This is a genomic window from Priestia sp. J2 (genome assembly GCF_020790095.1).
GTDB lineage: Bacteria > Bacillota > Bacilli > Bacillales > Bacillaceae_H > Priestia > Priestia zanthoxyli.
The window spans coordinates 89,126-103,178 of the sequence record NZ_CP086209.1 but is presented as its reverse complement, the minus strand read 5'-3'; the positions used below and the strand labels follow the sequence as shown (position 1 = coordinate 103,178).

Sequence of the window (14,053 nt, the reverse complement as noted above, 5' to 3'; positions counted from 1 at the left end):
TCACATATAAGTAGAAGTTGATGTGAAGGTTAATTATTACATGAATTTCTTTATATATAAGTGAACAGTTAGATGGGTGCATGATAACAAGATGGGACTGATCTAACTTATTTAATCAAAAGGGTTGTAAATGTTTTAAAAAGCAAGTATATTAATACATATAAACATATAAGCAAATTATTATATATTAATTCTAGTTAACTAGGAGGTGTATGTACGTGGGTGTGAAAACAGTAGTTGAAATTGAAAAAGCAGCTCAAATTCTAAAATTGTTGGGTGATAAAACGCGCCTATCAATGATGAAGCTTTTACAAACAAATGAATGCTGTGTTTGCGAATTAGTAGAAATCTACAAGGCTAGTCAGCCATCCATTAGTCAGCATTTACGCAAGTTAAAAGATATTGGTTTAGTGAAGGAAAAACGAAAAGGACAATGGATTTTTTATTCTCTTAACGAAGCACATGAAAATCACGATTTTATAATCAGTTTGCTTGCTTCATTACCAAGTCAAGATGAACGTTTAACTGAATTAGAAAAACAGGGCTTACGTATTAGTTGTTGTGAGTAATTGGAGGTTTAAAAATTGACATCAGTTGTCCTGGCGTCACTGATCTTTTTAGTGACATTAGTTTTTGTTATTTGGCAACCTAAAAACCTATCTATAGGTTGGTCAGCCTGTGGGGGAGCCGTCCTGGCTTTGCTGGCAGGAGTCGTTGATTTTCAAGATGTTCTGGATGTAACAAGCATCGTATGGAATGCGACCCTCACATTTATCGCAGTTATTATTATTTCCTTAATTTTAGATGAAATTGGTTTCTTTGAATGGGCAGCATTGCATATGGCAAGAGCTGCAGGTGGCAATGGTGTTCGTATGTTTGTATATGTTTCGCTACTTGGAGCCGTTGTTGCAGCCTTATTTGCGAATGATGGAGCAGCCTTAATTTTAACGCCGATTGTACTGGCAATGGTTCGCGCATTAAAGTTTGAAGATAAAATGGTCTTTCCATTTATAATTGCAAGTGGATTTATTGCAGATACAACGTCATTACCACTTGTGGTTAGTAACTTAGTTAATATCGTATCAGCTGATTTTTTTGGTATTCGATTTTCTGAGTTTGCATCACGTATGATTGTGCCAGATTTGTTCGCACTCTTCTCAAGCATTATTGTTTTATATCTATACTTCCGCAAAAGTATTCCTAAGAAGTACAATGTTGCGGATTTACAGAAACCAGTCGATGCGATTAAAGATGAAAAGATGTTCCGATTATCTGGGATAGTACTCGTTATTCTAGTCCTTGGTTACTTTGTTGGTGAATTTTTCGATATTCCGGTATCTCTCATTGCAGGAATTATTGCTGTTTTCTTCTTAGGAATAGCAAGAACAAGTCCAGCAGTGGAAACAAAAACAGTATTAAAAGGAGCACCGTGGGCCATTGTCTTTTTCTCCATCGGTATGTATGTCGTGGTATACGGTTTACGTAATGTTGGTCTAACAGAAGTGCTAGCCGATGTGATTCAAGCAACAGCCGATCAAGGCCTGTTTGCAGCAACCATTGGCATGGGATTTATTGCAGCCATTCTTTCATCCATCATGAACAATATGCCAACCGTTATGATTGATGCCCTTGCGATAGACGCAACACATACAACAGGGACGATTAAAGAAGCACTTATTTACGCCAATGTTATTGGATCAGATTTAGGTCCGAAAATCACGCCAATCGGTTCTCTTGCCACACTCTTATGGCTTCATGTTCTTTCTACAAAAGGCGTGAAAATCTCATGGGGAACCTATTTCAAAACAGGTATCATTTTAACCATTCCAACACTGTTTATTACACTTGTTGGTTTATATATTTGGTTACTTATTATTTCATAACATTTCTAAAGGAGATTTGACACATGTCTAAAAAAACACTTTATTTCTTATGTACAGGTAACTCTTGCCGTAGCCAAATGGCAGAAGGTTGGGCAAAAAAACATCTAAATAATGAAGAATGGGATGTACGCAGTGCAGGTCTGGAAGCACATGGGCTAAACCCCAATGCTGTCAAAGCGATGAAAGAAGCAGGCATTGATATTTCGAATCAAACATCTGATGTTATTGATCCTGAAATTTTAAATAATGCGGATTTAGTCGTCACGTTATGTGGTCACGCAGCAGATCACTGCCCAGTAACGCCTCCTCATGTAAAACGTGAACACTGGGGATTTGATGATCCAGCAAAAGCAGAAGGAACAGATGAAGAGAAATGGGCATTCTTCCAACGTGTACGTGATGAAATCGGAGAGCGTATTCACCGTTTTGCTGAAACAGGTAAATAATCATTAAAATTAAATAGCCGGGAGAGTTTCTCTCGGCATATCCTTTATCTTTTATATAAGTATATTATTATAAACTACTTTTAAAAAGGTATAGTCTACATAAAGGGAGATGAAATTATGAAGAAAGTAGAGATTTTTGATCCAGCTATGTGTTGTTCAACAGGTGTTTGTGGTCCTAGTGTTGATCCTGAATTAACAAGGGTGGCTTCAGCCGTATTCGCCTTGGAGAAAAAAGGGTTCGATATCACACGTTATAACTTAACAAGCGAACCAAATAAGTTCGTTGATCAAGTAGCAGTTAATAAGATTCTTATGAGTAAAGGTCCAGATGCTTTACCAGTAGTATTAGTGGATGGTGAAGTAGAGAAAACTGGAAGCTACCCAACCAATGAAGAATTTGCTGAATGGTTTGGTGTTAAAACTGAAGAATTAAAGAGCGAAAAACCACGCATGTCGATCAAATTAAATATTAATAATCCAAAATAGGGAGGTAAAAGAAATGTTCAAATCTTTTCAACCCGAAAAAATGGTTCAAACACCCTTTTTATTTTTTACAGGTAAAGGCGGTGTTGGCAAAACATCCATAGCATGTGCTGTAGCTGTTTCGTTAGCAGATAACGGTCATAAAGTACTGATTGTTAGTACAGATCCTGCTTCAAATTTACAAGATGTATTTGAAATTGACTTGAGAAACGAGCCAATTGAGATACCGATGGTGAAAAATTTATATGCTTGTAACCTGGACCCTGAAGAAGCAGCAAAAACATACCGTGAGAAAGTCGTAGGACCTTATCGTGGAAAACTCCCTGATGCTGTTGTTTCTACTATGGAAGAACAATTATCTGGAGCTTGTACGGTAGAGATTGCTGCATTTGATGAGTTTACAAATTTACTTGCTAATGAAGAAATGGTCAACCAGTTTGATTATATTCTTTTTGATACAGCGCCAACAGGGCATACACTTCGCTTGTTACAATTGCCAAGTGCATGGACTGGTTTCTTAGATGAAAGTACACATGGAGCTTCTTGTTTAGGGCCTTTATCAGGTCTAGATGAAAAGAGAGGTTTATACGCAAAAACGGTAGAAGCTTTATCAAATCCGGATCAGACGACTTTAATGTTAGTGGCTCGGCCCGATGTTTCTTCTCTAGAAGAGGCAAATAGAGCTTCAAAAGAATTAAAAGATATTGGCATTTTAAATCAAAACTTAATTGTGAATGGGTTAATGAGTCAATATGTACAAGGCGATGAAATATCTACTGCTTTTTATACTCGACAACAAGAATCATTAAAGAAAGTGCCAGAAGAACTTCAACAAATGGTTATGTATTCAGTGCCTTACGTATCTTACCCTTTAACGGGTATTAATCATTTACGTCGTTTGTTTAAATCAGAGACATTACCAGAAACCGAAATTAAAAATGTAGAGCTTTCTCCAGAAAAGTTAACCGAGTTTAAAGATGTTGTAGAAGACTTCTCTAAAAATGGAACAAAAGTTATTTTCACAATGGGTAAAGGCGGTGTTGGTAAAACAACAGTAGCATCTGCCATTGCAGTAGGACTAGTTGAAAAAGGCCATCGTGTTCATTTAACTACCACAGATCCTGCAGCCCATTTAGATTTTATTTTTAGTAATAGTGAAGCAAAGGAATTACTAAGCATCAGTCGAATTGACCCTAAAGCTGAAGTAGATGCTTATAAAAAAGAAGTACTTACAAAAGCTAGTGAGGAACTTGATGAAGATGGCATTGCTTATATTCAAGAAGACTTAAATTCACCATGTACAGAAGAAATTGCTGTGTTTCGAGCTTTTGCGGATGTGGTAGCTAAGTCAAATGATGAAATTGTAGTCATTGATACAGCACCAACTGGTCATACGTTGCTTTTACTTGATGCTAGCGAGTCTTATCATAAAGAATTGGAAAAAGCTACAGGAGAGGTTCCAGAAAGCGTTAAAACGTTACTGCCACGTTTACGTAATCCAAAAGAAACGAGTGTAGTTATTGTAACTCTTGCAGAAGCAACGCCAGTATTAGAAGCGAATCGTCTTCAGGAAGACTTGAAACGTGCTGAAATTACGCCAAAATGGTGGGTTATCAACCAAAGTCTGTACGCAACAGATACAAAGGATGCTATTTTAAAGGGAAGATCACAAGCTGAAAAAGCATGGATTAAGAAAATAAAGAATGAATTAACATCTAATTGTGCTATTATTCCCTGGCAACCAGAAGAGAAAATCGGTTACGAAAAAGTCAAAGAGTATATTCAATAATTCAAAGTGGGAAGTAACCTGTTTTAATAATGATTCAGACATTAAAATTATAGAGGTGGACAACATGAATAACAAAAATTATCAATCATTAATTGACAATCGTATTTTTATTGGTGGTGCAGCTGATGTAAAAGAAATAATGAAAAATGATAAAGTAGATGTGATTTATGACTTACGTGCAGAATCATTAGAACATGATGCTCCAGAAGTACGTGTTCATACGCCAATTGTAGATGATGCAGAAAACCAAGATGAATCTATTGAAAATGCAATTAATGAAGTAATAAAATCGTACAAGGAAGGGAAGAAGATTTACTTCCATTGTGCAGGAGGAAGTAATCGTACTGGTACGATTGCAATTGGAACTCTGTTAGCACTTAGAGAAGCTGATTCCATTGCAGAAGCCGAAGAAAAAGCAAAAGCAGCTCGTGCTAAAATTAATGTAAAACCTGAAATGAAAGCTTCACTTCAACGTTTATTTCCAGAAGCTTAACCAATAAATATAATTGAAGATAGGGAGAGATTAGATGAATATCACAGATGGAGCTAAAAAGATGTTAGAAGATGTATTCGCTGAACAAGGAGCTAAAGGCATTCGTTTTTACTCTGAAGGTGCTGGATGCTGTGGACCTCAAGTCGGTTTATCATTGGACGAACCTACTGAGGATGATACAGTCCAAGAAATTAACGGTATTCAAGTAGCTATTGAAAATACAGTACTATCTACAACTCAAGGGCTTACACTTGATGTTCAAGAAGGTCCTCAAGGTGCAGGATTTGTTTTGGTAGGAATGGATAACAGCTGTTGTTAATTAAATAATTAACTTTAAAACTGTAGAATATATGTGGTAAAAAGAGAAGGTTAAAATCTTCTCTTTTTTATTTACCTTTGTTTACTTCTTTTTAGGACCTAGAAGATACAATTCGTTATGCTGCCAGTAATTCTCATTACGTTCTACTTCAATTTTTGATACAACTTTAGATCTCCCATTCAGTTGATGAAAAATATACGCGACTAAGCCACGTTCCAACATATAAAGAAGAGCATATATTTTATAAACATCTAATGATCACCTGCTGCTGTATAGTTTCTTTTTATTTCTATGAGTAGACAGGCAAAATTGTGGGTTTTAATATAAATTTAAATTTTTTATATCTCAATTTCAAAAGTATTCTTAAAAAATTGAGATATAAAAAAGCGCAGTCTAAGACACTCAAACGATTTTACTCTATCTATAAACTAACTCTATGCACTTACTATTATATTGGACCATAAAATGCCCCCTTTCTCCTGAAATAAATTGGTTTCTAGAATTTATCTTATGTAAACTAGAAAAAGAAATAAGGCAAACCTTCCTCATTTCTGAGTTAGGGTTGTAATTTTTATTTATGCATGTAACTGCTGATTAACCAATCTCTTTACTCTCTCATAAGCTTTGACCTCGCCTTGGTAAAAACATGCACTGTTCAAGTCTTCCCTTTTCTCTGCATCCTTTCTCCACGCATCAGATTGTTCCATTAACTTATCAATGTGTTCAATAAACTTCTTTCGTTCCATTTAATCACCTGCTTTTATCATAATTGGAAATATTTATACGGAATTTTAATAATTAATATTTCTAGAATTTAGTGAGAATACCTGTTGGAATTTAATATAACCTCCAGGACTTTTAGGAATAAAAGAAATGACCCTTAGTAATGAAAGTAATTTCTTTTATTTTATTGCCTGTTTATGCTCATTTTAATGAGTCATTTTGGTTCTTTTTTGATTTTAGAAATATTACTTATGTTAATTTAAAGAGCAATAAAAAAGCTGCCAATACAGTTAGGCAGCCCTTCCTTAAATATTCCTAATTATTCTCTCTACTATAAACTATAAAGAAGATATACTTATTTCTTTTGCTTGTTTGTTGATTTCTCATTGTTTTTTCCTTTTTCAGAAGTCGTAATATTCGTGTCTTTAATTTGACTTTCTGGTTTCTGATTGTTTACTGAGGTTGCAACCTCTTCAATCTCTTTAATAACAGGAGAAGTTGCACTGACCTGTGCCCCTCCGTCTCGTATGGCGACTCCCTAACCTTAGTATGTGAAGGAATTGTTTGAGTTTCATCCACATCAATTAGAACAAGGATTTTCCCTTCCTTTACATCTATTTCACACCGTTTTGCAGTAAAGTTTTGAAGTTAGGCCACCAGCTTGGGTAGTAGAAAGCATTCCACCTGTCATCATGGTAAGAAAGCTGTCCATCATCACACCTGCCAACGAACTTACAGCTGGTGTTCCAGCTTCTATCATTACATTCGTTTCAGTCCCTAACTGTAAAGTATTATTGCTATCCTTTGCTACTACTAATATATCTGTTTCACGATACCCCTGATGTTTTAACACCTTAATTGCATGTATCGCTTCTTGCTCTGAATGAAAAGTCCCTGCAACTCCTTTTCTTGTTCCCATTTTCCCATCTCCTTAAATTTTAATTAAACGAAAACTTATTTTCACGTTTAATTCCATCCTTAACATGATAAAACACTTAAATAAAACGCTTTCATTTTTTTGTTCTATTCACTTATTTCCTTTGTTACAATGAAATTATAGGGATTAGAGTAGAAGGGTAGATGGGAGATATGAGTACAAATCTATTGATAATTTTAGAGGCTATATTTCTGACAGCAGTAGCTATCACTATTTTAATTAAGATGCCGGAGGAAGATTAAACGACACTATAAAATAAAAAGCACCTCATTCTATTGGCATTGGAGAGTGAGGTGACTTTTTTTGATTTTGAGTTATACTTTGCGAAAGTATAAGAAAGGTTAGGTCTACTAGTAATTATAACATATTGATTGAAAGGTTGTCATACAAATTTTATTATAGGAGAGCACCCATGTATTCGGATAACAGGGGTGCTCTTTAGCATGGTCGTAAGTATTTTTATCATTGCTGCTAACACTGTTTTTCTAATTTTAGTATGGATTGCTGGCCTAACTGGCATCACTGTTTGGATGTTAATTACCTTATATCAATTAAATTTCCGGAAAGCTCATATTGCAGAAGGAAATAAATACAATAATATTAAAGAGAAGTTCTGGGGAATAGACCTAGTGAGAATTGCATTCTTCCTTTAATTAATGAATCATTGAGTAAATCACGATGTTTTCATTATCTCTTTTTGATTTTTTAGCAGATTTTATCTTTGGATCAGACCTGCTTTTTAATTACAATTCAAGTATTAAGTAATTAGTAATTAATTTTTGACAAGAGACTTACGAGCATTTTCGTACTGGAACTAATAGGTTCTCTCATTATAAGTTTAATTTATTATAAAAAGATATATATAAATGTGAAATAAAAAGAAGCCTCAGTCTTTAAAAAAGAAGGCTTATTTTTAATGAATTTCTTATATATTACATCGTTTTTATTAAGATACAGATTTAAGTTCCTCTGTTAAACGTAAAAAAGCTTGTTTATCTTTATTTTTTAAAGACTGGTCTATTTCCTTAAGGATCTTACTTCTTTTGAAATCGTTCATCGTTTGATCCAAAAACAATTCAGCCAGCATTTCATCACGTAAACTTGGATCAATGTTTTTAAGTACATTATTTTCCATTAAAAATCAACCCCTTTATCTTTTCTCCTTTTTAAACATTATTAACCTTTTTGACGTTATTTATACGAGATTGATAGATAAAGTGAAATAATGAATATATTTACCCCATGTATTGATAATCCTTTTGTTATTCTGATTGTTATTTCATACTTATAAACCCTAAAGCGAGCACAAAAACTGTTTTATTTATTTGTTGAAGGAGATCTACAAACTAACTTTTAAGAATATAGGTTCTGCCAGTCATGTTTAACAATGGCAAACCATTAGCTTAATTTATTTTCCTATCAGAAACGTTCATAAAGGTGTATAGTTTTTAGAAGACGTTCGTCATTTATTTTCAAACTTAACCGAACGATGAAAATGACAGGTTTTCTATATAAGAGAAAAGTTCGTAAACATATACTTTTACGAACAATCCTCCTTAAAAAAAGTAACCTCCTAAACTTACTTTCTGGGGTCCTACCAACAAAATGCGAAAAACATACGCTAAGCAAATTTCGATATGAATAAAGCCGATTTTCCCTACGCTAAGGAATCATCGGCTTTTATATTTAATGCCACAGAAAAAAGCTTCCGCGAACCCTGTCAGGAATTAAAGTGGTGGAAGGCCATTTTTCCTCATTGAAGTTATACTTACTCCGTAATCTCATATGAATTTGCAGGAATCTTATTCATAAACGGACTCATCTCCCCTACGGAGAAAAGATGAAGCTCGTGCATGGCCCTCGTACATGCAGTATAAAAAAGCTTCCTTTCAAATTCTCTTCCATATGTTACATCAGAAGCATCGTATATTATCACAGCATCAAATTCGATTCCCTTTGCCAAATAAGCAGGTAAAATTAAGATACCTTTTCGATAAGAACTCGTATTATGTTCCATCAGCTGGATATTTATTTGCTCACTCAATCGGTCATAGGCTTCCCAGCTTTCTTTTCCTGTTTTACATATCACAGCAATTGTTTCATGGTTTGCTGACTGCAGTTGCCTAATCTTCTTTGTTATTCGAGATTGGAGGGTGTCCAGGTCCTCTACCTTCGTAAAAGTAGGCTTCTGACCATTTCTGTTAAAGGCTTCAATAGTTTCTCCTTCTTCTATAATTCCCTTTGTAAATTCAACGATTTGACGAGTTGAACGGTAGCTTTTCGTTAACACCACTTTTTCAAAATTTTCTTTTACATACAATTCGTTTGATAGTAAGGTTGGTGCATTTAGAGTATGGGCATAAATCGCCTGATTAAAATCACCTAGAATCGTCATTCGGCAATAAGGAAAAAGCTGCTTAAGCACAAAAAACTGAAAGGGTGAATAATCCTGTGCTTCATCAATAAATAAATGACGTATTCTTGTGTTTATTCTTTTCCCCTCAAGTTTATCTTGGAGATACAAATAAGGAGCTGCATCTTCATACGTCAGTTCTTTTCTATGTAGCTTTTTTAACGTATATGAACAAATTTCTTCCCAACCTTCAGGAAATGTATCATTAAGCTTTTGGTAGATGTTATCTTTCTGCTTAAACAATTGGCTGTAAAGCGCTGCCACATTAATAAATTTTAGTTTCTTTACAGCTGTTCGTATTGGTTTAAAGTGTTTTTTGACAATCTTTTTAGCTATTTTCTTTTGCTCCTGTTCAAAATCGTCGAACGTATTTTCAGAAAATCTTCCTTCCTTTAGGAGCTCACTATAAACTTTTGTATACTCTTCAAGATCTAGCAGATCACTCTCTTCTATTACCCAATCTTTGGTTCTCTCCAATTTTTCTTTCTTTACTAACTCTTTTAGAAGCCATTCCTTTACTAACTGCATACGATTTGGAATAGAGATAGATGCGTCTAGTGAATAAAAATAGCTTTTAATTTGTTCAGCTCCAATCAACATTTCTCCCCGGAAAGAAATATTTTTAAAGATAAGGTAGTCTTCACTTGAGAGAACAACAACATAGGAGTCAATCAAAGATTTAAAATCGTTACTCGCTTTATACCGTATTCCTTTTCTTCTGGCAGAATACATTTTATGTTCCTGACATGTAAGCATATATTCCATTTGCGTAAACGGATGTTCAACATCAAATTGTTTTCCAAGACGCTTCTCTACATATTCTTGGAATGTAAGCTGCTGCATATTGTCCTCTCCTAAATCAGGGAGGACAGAAGCAATGTAGCGATTGAATAAAGAATTAGGTGAAAAAAGCATAATATTTTCGGCCGTGATCTCATCTTGGTAGCGATACAACAAATACGCAACTCTTTGAAGAGCTGCAGAGGTTTTCCCACTACCAGCAACCCCTTGTACAACTAAATACTTACTTTTCACGTTACGAATGATCTGATTTTGCTCTTTCTGAATGGTAGCAACAATGCTTTTCATATTGATACTCGCGTTATTGCCAAGTATTTCTTTCAATAGTTCATCTCCAATGGTTACACCCGTATCAAACATCGTTTTGATTTGGCCGTCTTTCGTGATAAACTGACGCTTTAACTGCATTTCTCCTTGAATCATCCCTTCTACTGTTTCGTATTGGGCTGGTCCCGGAGAGTAATCATAATAAATACTGGAAATAGGAGCTCTCCAATCATAAATAAGAAATTTTTCCTCTTTTTCATTCATTAAACTCGCAACTCCGAGGTATACGTTATTTGTTGTCTCCTCCCCATTTTCAAGAAAATCAACTCGGGCGAAATATGGAGAATCTTTTAATCGAGATAAGGTCTTCCTCTGCTTATCTAGTTGACGGTGCGTTCTTTCCCTCTCGGACAGCATCTCTGCCTGCTGTCTAATGCTTGATAAGGTTTCACCAGCATCTTCAGGATTATCTAGATTAATTTTCACATCATCCCAAAAGGTTTTCTTTAAATGAATGACATCTTTTTTTAATCCACCAGAATCATAATCCAATTTAACCACTTTTTTATCAATTTCTCTTAAAACAATACGAATGCGCTCATTTTCATACTTTCGCTCTTGGTTTCCATTTGTCATCTTTTCACGCTCCCTACAGATGTTAAGTAAATAAATGATACACTATTGACCGACCGACGGTCAATGATGTATCTTTAAAAGACAATAATATGTCTCAAGGGGGAAATTCCATGAAAAGAATCGTCAAAAAACCAGAAGAAAGAAGAATCGAGATTATTACCGTAGCAAAAGGTTTATTTTCATCTAATGGATATGAGAATACTACGGTTAACGATATTATTAAAAAAGTTGGAGTTGCGAAAGGTACTTTTTATCATTATTTCAAGTCAAAAGATGAAATTGCAGACGCAGTAATTCAAGACTCTATTGATTCTAGTGTCCAGTTATTTAAACAAATTATTAATAACCCTGATTTAAAGGCAATAGAAAAGTTTATAAGCATCATTCAATTTTTTTCACAGGAAACATCAAATCATTTCAGTGATGGATTAATGACTCATTTGCATCACAAAGATAACGTCCTTCTACATCAGAAAATGAAAGTTGGCATGATTAAAGAGTATGCACCAATTATTTCATCTGTTGTGAAGCAAGGAGTGGAAGAAGGTGTATTTCACACGAATTTTCCAGATGAAATTACGGAGTTCTTACTAGTCGGACTCCATTTCATGCTTGATCCCAGCCTTTTCTCATTGACTCACGAACAACTCATTGCCAAACTTGATGCGATTGACGAGATTTACGAAAAACTATTAGGTGCTCCAAAAGGAAGCTTTCCTTCAATAAAACAATATTTCGAAAAGTTGTATTGACTTTGTTAAAACATTTAAGATAACGATATAAAATAGAAAGAATTCGAAATGGAAGTCTTCCTTTGTTAGTGATGTTCAAAAAGTCATACTTTTACGTACAAGATATTCAAATCTATTACAAGATGTTAAAGTAATTATTATTGCTAACAAAATGAAAAGATTACCAAATGCTTTTCGGAATAGTTAGTAGTAAGAAGTGAGGTGATTAAATGAAGGCTATATATCCAGGAAGCTTTGATCCAATTACAAATGGGCATATTGATATTATAAATAGAGCTAGTGAATTTTTTGATGAAATTTTAGTCGCTGGTTTGGTGAATTCTAAGAAACAATATTTATTTTCTACCGAAGAGAGAAGACAGCTAATTGAACAATCATTTAAAGATAATAAAAAAGTCAAAGTTGATACATTTGAAGGATTACTTGTAGATTATATGAAAGAACACAATTATAAAGCGATTATCAAAGGCTTGAGAACCGTGACTGATTATGGATATGAAGCCCAGATGGCGCTAACAAATAAAAATCTATATAAAGAAGCTGAAACATTCTTTATTCACTCAGAAGAAAAATATTCTTTTCTTAGTTCAAGTATGGTAAAGGAAATCTATTCTAATGGGGGAAGGTTAAGCAGTTATATTCCAGAGCATGTTGAAAAAGCACTTTTATTGAAAGTTCCATGTTACCAGGGATAAATAATGTATACACACATGTTATCTTGGAGTAAGGGTGCTTTTCTATACTTTTATAAACATACTCTATTTATAAAAGTAAATGAAAAGATCCTACATTATTTTGATGTAGGATCTTTTTGTATTGTCATGCCGGTCATCTTTGTTTAGGTTATTTAAGGGTTAACTAACATTGTGTATACAAACTTACTAACTTCTCATTAGCTATAAAACTCTTGTTGAAATGATATAAATTAATTGTTTACTCCTTACCTAAATCCCATTTAATAATATGACCTGCGTGGGTAAGGCCTCCTCCAAATCCGTAGAGTAAGAGAACGTCTCCATCTTTTAATTTTCCTTCGTTTATCCCTATTTGTAGTGCTAGAGGAATGGAAACGGAAGAAGTGTTTCCCATGTACTCGACACTAGTTAATGTCTTCTCAACTGGAAACTCTGATCTTTCACATATAGACTCAACCATTCGTAAATTGGCACTGTGTGGAACGAACCAATTTACTTCACTCTTTTGTAGATTTGCTTGTTCTAGCAATTCAGCCATACCTAAAGGAATTGTTCGAGATGCCCACTTATATACTTCCCTTCCGTTTTGCACCATCTTGCCACTCGAACTCAAAGGTTGTCCATGCATGGTAGTAGATAAATTGGTGCGGTATACATGTTTACCTCCCTTTCCATTTGTACCAATATGCGTAGCAATAAAACTTGGGCGCTCTGCATCATTTTCGACCAAAACAGCTGCAGCTCCATCCCCAAATAGAACACAGGTAGTGCGATCTGTATAATCTGTAACCTTTGATAATGTTTCTGCAGTTACGACTAAGACTTTATCATGAAGTCCAGATGTAATAAAGGCGTTTGCCATGTGTAATCCGTATGTAAAGCCAGCACAGGTAGCGTTAAAGTCTAGCGCCCCAGTTGTAGGAATATCAAAGTAATCTTGTATTTGGGCTCCCACGCTTGGAAATGCATAGTCGGGTGTTGTAGTTGAGACTACGATACATCCTACATCCTTTAACTCTTTCTGATATTGCTCTACTAAGTTTTCAATTGCTTTAATGGCTAGGTCAGAAGAATATTCGTTTTCATCGGCAATTCTTCTTTCCTTCATGCCAGTTCGTTTCACAATCCATTCATCATTCGTATCTACAATTCGTTCTAAATCGTCATTGGTAAGTCTTTTTTCTGGTACATATGTACCTATTGCTGTAATACGTGCAGTTGATTTCATTGTATTCACCCTTCTTAATTACCAAGATATATAAATTGATATTAGTACTAGGTACTAATAAAGTCAATGATTTTATATGAAAAAATTGTAAAATGAGTATACAAAATCCTAATAATAAAATATAAAAACCTGTGCTGATTCATTATAGGAAAGAGTAAACTAGAAATACAAAAAGGTCCCTTATTAAA

Annotated in this window: 15 protein-coding genes; 10 read left to right on the top strand and 5 right to left on the bottom strand. The window is 34.6% G+C overall.

Annotated features, from left to right (window positions below):
* The first annotated feature begins 218 nt into the window (after window positions 1–218).
* The 7 genes from LJY09_RS26790 to LJY09_RS26760 all read left to right on the top strand — a co-directional run bounded on the left by LJY09_RS26790 (window position 219) and on the right by LJY09_RS26760 (window position 5,413).
* Entirely contained in the window at window positions 219–569 is a 351-nt protein-coding gene (locus LJY09_RS26790) for an ArsR/SmtB family transcription factor (protein ID WP_195694661.1), read from the top strand.
* A gap of 15 nt (window positions 570–584) precedes the next feature.
* Window positions 585–1,883, top strand: a complete 1,299-nt coding sequence (locus LJY09_RS26785; RefSeq protein ID WP_047751971.1) for an arsenical efflux pump membrane protein ArsB — start codon at window positions 585–587, stop codon at window positions 1,881–1,883.
* 23 nt (window positions 1,884–1,906) lie between these two features.
* Entirely contained in the window at window positions 1,907–2,329 is a 423-nt protein-coding gene (gene arsC, locus LJY09_RS26780; RefSeq protein WP_047751970.1) for an arsenate reductase (thioredoxin), read from the top strand.
* Window positions 2,330–2,446: 117 nt separating this feature from the next.
* Window positions 2,447–2,815: an arsenite efflux transporter metallochaperone ArsD gene (gene arsD, locus LJY09_RS26775; protein ID WP_047751969.1), complete on the top strand. Its 369-nt coding sequence runs from the start codon at window positions 2,447–2,449 to the stop codon at window positions 2,813–2,815.
* 13 nt (window positions 2,816–2,828) lie between these two features.
* Complete coding sequence (gene arsA / locus LJY09_RS26770) at window positions 2,829–4,601, top strand: arsenical pump-driving ATPase (protein WP_228307808.1); 1,773 nt, start codon at window positions 2,829–2,831, stop codon at window positions 4,599–4,601.
* Window positions 4,602–4,665: 64 nt separating this feature from the next.
* The gene (locus tag LJY09_RS26765; RefSeq protein ID WP_228307807.1) at window positions 4,666–5,094 is read left to right on the top strand and encodes a protein-tyrosine phosphatase family protein; all 429 of its coding nucleotides are present in this window, start codon (window positions 4,666–4,668) and stop codon (window positions 5,092–5,094) included.
* Between the two features lie 34 nt (window positions 5,095–5,128).
* The gene (locus LJY09_RS26760; RefSeq protein WP_047751966.1) at window positions 5,129–5,413 is read left to right on the top strand and encodes a HesB/IscA family protein; all 285 of its coding nucleotides are present in this window, start codon (window positions 5,129–5,131) and stop codon (window positions 5,411–5,413) included.
* Between the two features lie 575 nt (window positions 5,414–5,988).
* Here the strand turns inward: LJY09_RS26760 and LJY09_RS26755 are convergent.
* Together LJY09_RS26755 and LJY09_RS26750 are read right to left on the bottom strand one after the other, a co-directional pair.
* Window positions 5,989–6,159 carry a hypothetical protein gene (locus LJY09_RS26755; RefSeq protein ID WP_228307806.1) on the bottom strand — a complete coding sequence of 57 codons (171 nt, stop codon included), beginning with the start codon at window positions 6,157–6,159 and terminating at the stop codon, window positions 5,989–5,991.
* 596 nt (window positions 6,160–6,755) lie between these two features.
* Window positions 6,756–7,055, bottom strand: coding sequence for a general stress protein (locus LJY09_RS26750; RefSeq protein WP_228307805.1), 300 nt, complete (start codon window positions 7,053–7,055; stop codon window positions 6,756–6,758).
* 461 nt (window positions 7,056–7,516) lie between these two features.
* Between LJY09_RS26750 and LJY09_RS26745 the strand changes: the two genes are divergently transcribed.
* On the top strand, window positions 7,517–7,726 hold the full coding sequence (locus LJY09_RS26745; protein ID WP_228307804.1) for a hypothetical protein: 210 nt from the start codon (window positions 7,517–7,519) through the stop codon (window positions 7,724–7,726).
* A 293-nt stretch (window positions 7,727–8,019) separates the two neighbouring features.
* On the opposite strand, the gene LJY09_RS26740 is transcribed toward LJY09_RS26745, so the two are convergent.
* Window positions 8,020–8,208 carry an IDEAL domain-containing protein gene (locus LJY09_RS26740; RefSeq protein WP_228307803.1) on the bottom strand — a complete coding sequence of 63 codons (189 nt, stop codon included), beginning with the start codon at window positions 8,206–8,208 and terminating at the stop codon, window positions 8,020–8,022.
* A gap of 633 nt (window positions 8,209–8,841) precedes the next feature.
* Window positions 8,842–11,190 (bottom strand): RNA polymerase recycling motor HelD, encoded by a 2,349-nt coding sequence (gene helD / locus LJY09_RS26735; protein WP_209369533.1) that lies wholly within the window; start codon window positions 11,188–11,190, stop codon window positions 8,842–8,844.
* Between the two features lie 110 nt (window positions 11,191–11,300).
* On the opposite strand from helD, the gene LJY09_RS26730 reads away from it, so the two are divergent.
* Both LJY09_RS26730 and coaD read left to right on the top strand, forming a co-directional pair.
* Window positions 11,301–11,942: a TetR/AcrR family transcriptional regulator gene (locus LJY09_RS26730; protein WP_168761487.1), complete on the top strand. Its 642-nt coding sequence runs from the start codon at window positions 11,301–11,303 to the stop codon at window positions 11,940–11,942.
* Window positions 11,943–12,151: 209 nt separating this feature from the next.
* Window positions 12,152–12,637 carry a pantetheine-phosphate adenylyltransferase gene (gene coaD / locus LJY09_RS26725; RefSeq protein ID WP_047752015.1) on the top strand — a complete coding sequence of 162 codons (486 nt, stop codon included), beginning with the start codon at window positions 12,152–12,154 and terminating at the stop codon, window positions 12,635–12,637.
* 238 nt (window positions 12,638–12,875) lie between these two features.
* Here coaD and LJY09_RS26720 read toward each other — a convergent pair whose 3' ends face one another.
* A complete protein-coding gene (locus tag LJY09_RS26720) occupies window positions 12,876–13,865 on the bottom strand; it encodes a ketoacyl-ACP synthase III (protein ID WP_209369531.1) in 990 nt (329 codons plus the stop codon).
* Window positions 13,866–14,053 lie beyond the last annotated feature (188 nt).

What these genes read in the sequence shown, in the direction of transcription:
- arsD (WP_047751969.1), top strand. Translation starts at nt 2,447, where the DNA reads ATGAAGAAAGTAGAGATTTTTGATCCAGCTATGTGTTGTTCAACAGGT.
- coaD (WP_047752015.1), top strand. Translation starts at nt 12,152, where the DNA reads ATGAAGGCTATATATCCAGGAAGCTTTGATCCAATTACAAATGGGCAT.
- LJY09_RS26740 (WP_228307803.1), bottom strand. Translation starts at nt 8,208, where the DNA reads ATGGAAAATAATGTACTTAAAAACATTGATCCAAGTTTACGTGATGAA.
- LJY09_RS26765 (WP_228307807.1), top strand. Translation starts at nt 4,666, where the DNA reads ATGAATAACAAAAATTATCAATCATTAATTGACAATCGTATTTTTATT.
- arsA (WP_228307808.1), top strand. Translation starts at nt 2,829, where the DNA reads ATGTTCAAATCTTTTCAACCCGAAAAAATGGTTCAAACACCCTTTTTA.
- LJY09_RS26745 (WP_228307804.1), top strand. Translation starts at nt 7,517, where the DNA reads ATGGTCGTAAGTATTTTTATCATTGCTGCTAACACTGTTTTTCTAATT.
- arsC (WP_047751970.1), top strand. Translation starts at nt 1,907, where the DNA reads ATGTCTAAAAAAACACTTTATTTCTTATGTACAGGTAACTCTTGCCGT.
- LJY09_RS26760 (WP_047751966.1), top strand. Translation starts at nt 5,129, where the DNA reads ATGAATATCACAGATGGAGCTAAAAAGATGTTAGAAGATGTATTCGCT.
- helD (WP_209369533.1), bottom strand. Translation starts at nt 11,190, where the DNA reads ATGACAAATGGAAACCAAGAGCGAAAGTATGAAAATGAGCGCATTCGT.
- LJY09_RS26730 (WP_168761487.1), top strand. Translation starts at nt 11,301, where the DNA reads ATGAAAAGAATCGTCAAAAAACCAGAAGAAAGAAGAATCGAGATTATT.
- LJY09_RS26720 (WP_209369531.1), bottom strand. Translation starts at nt 13,865, where the DNA reads ATGAAATCAACTGCACGTATTACAGCAATAGGTACATATGTACCAGAA.
- LJY09_RS26755 (WP_228307806.1), bottom strand. Translation starts at nt 6,159, where the DNA reads ATGGAACGAAAGAAGTTTATTGAACACATTGATAAGTTAATGGAACAA.
- LJY09_RS26750 (WP_228307805.1), bottom strand. Translation starts at nt 7,055, where the DNA reads ATGGGAACAAGAAAAGGAGTTGCAGGGACTTTTCATTCAGAGCAAGAA.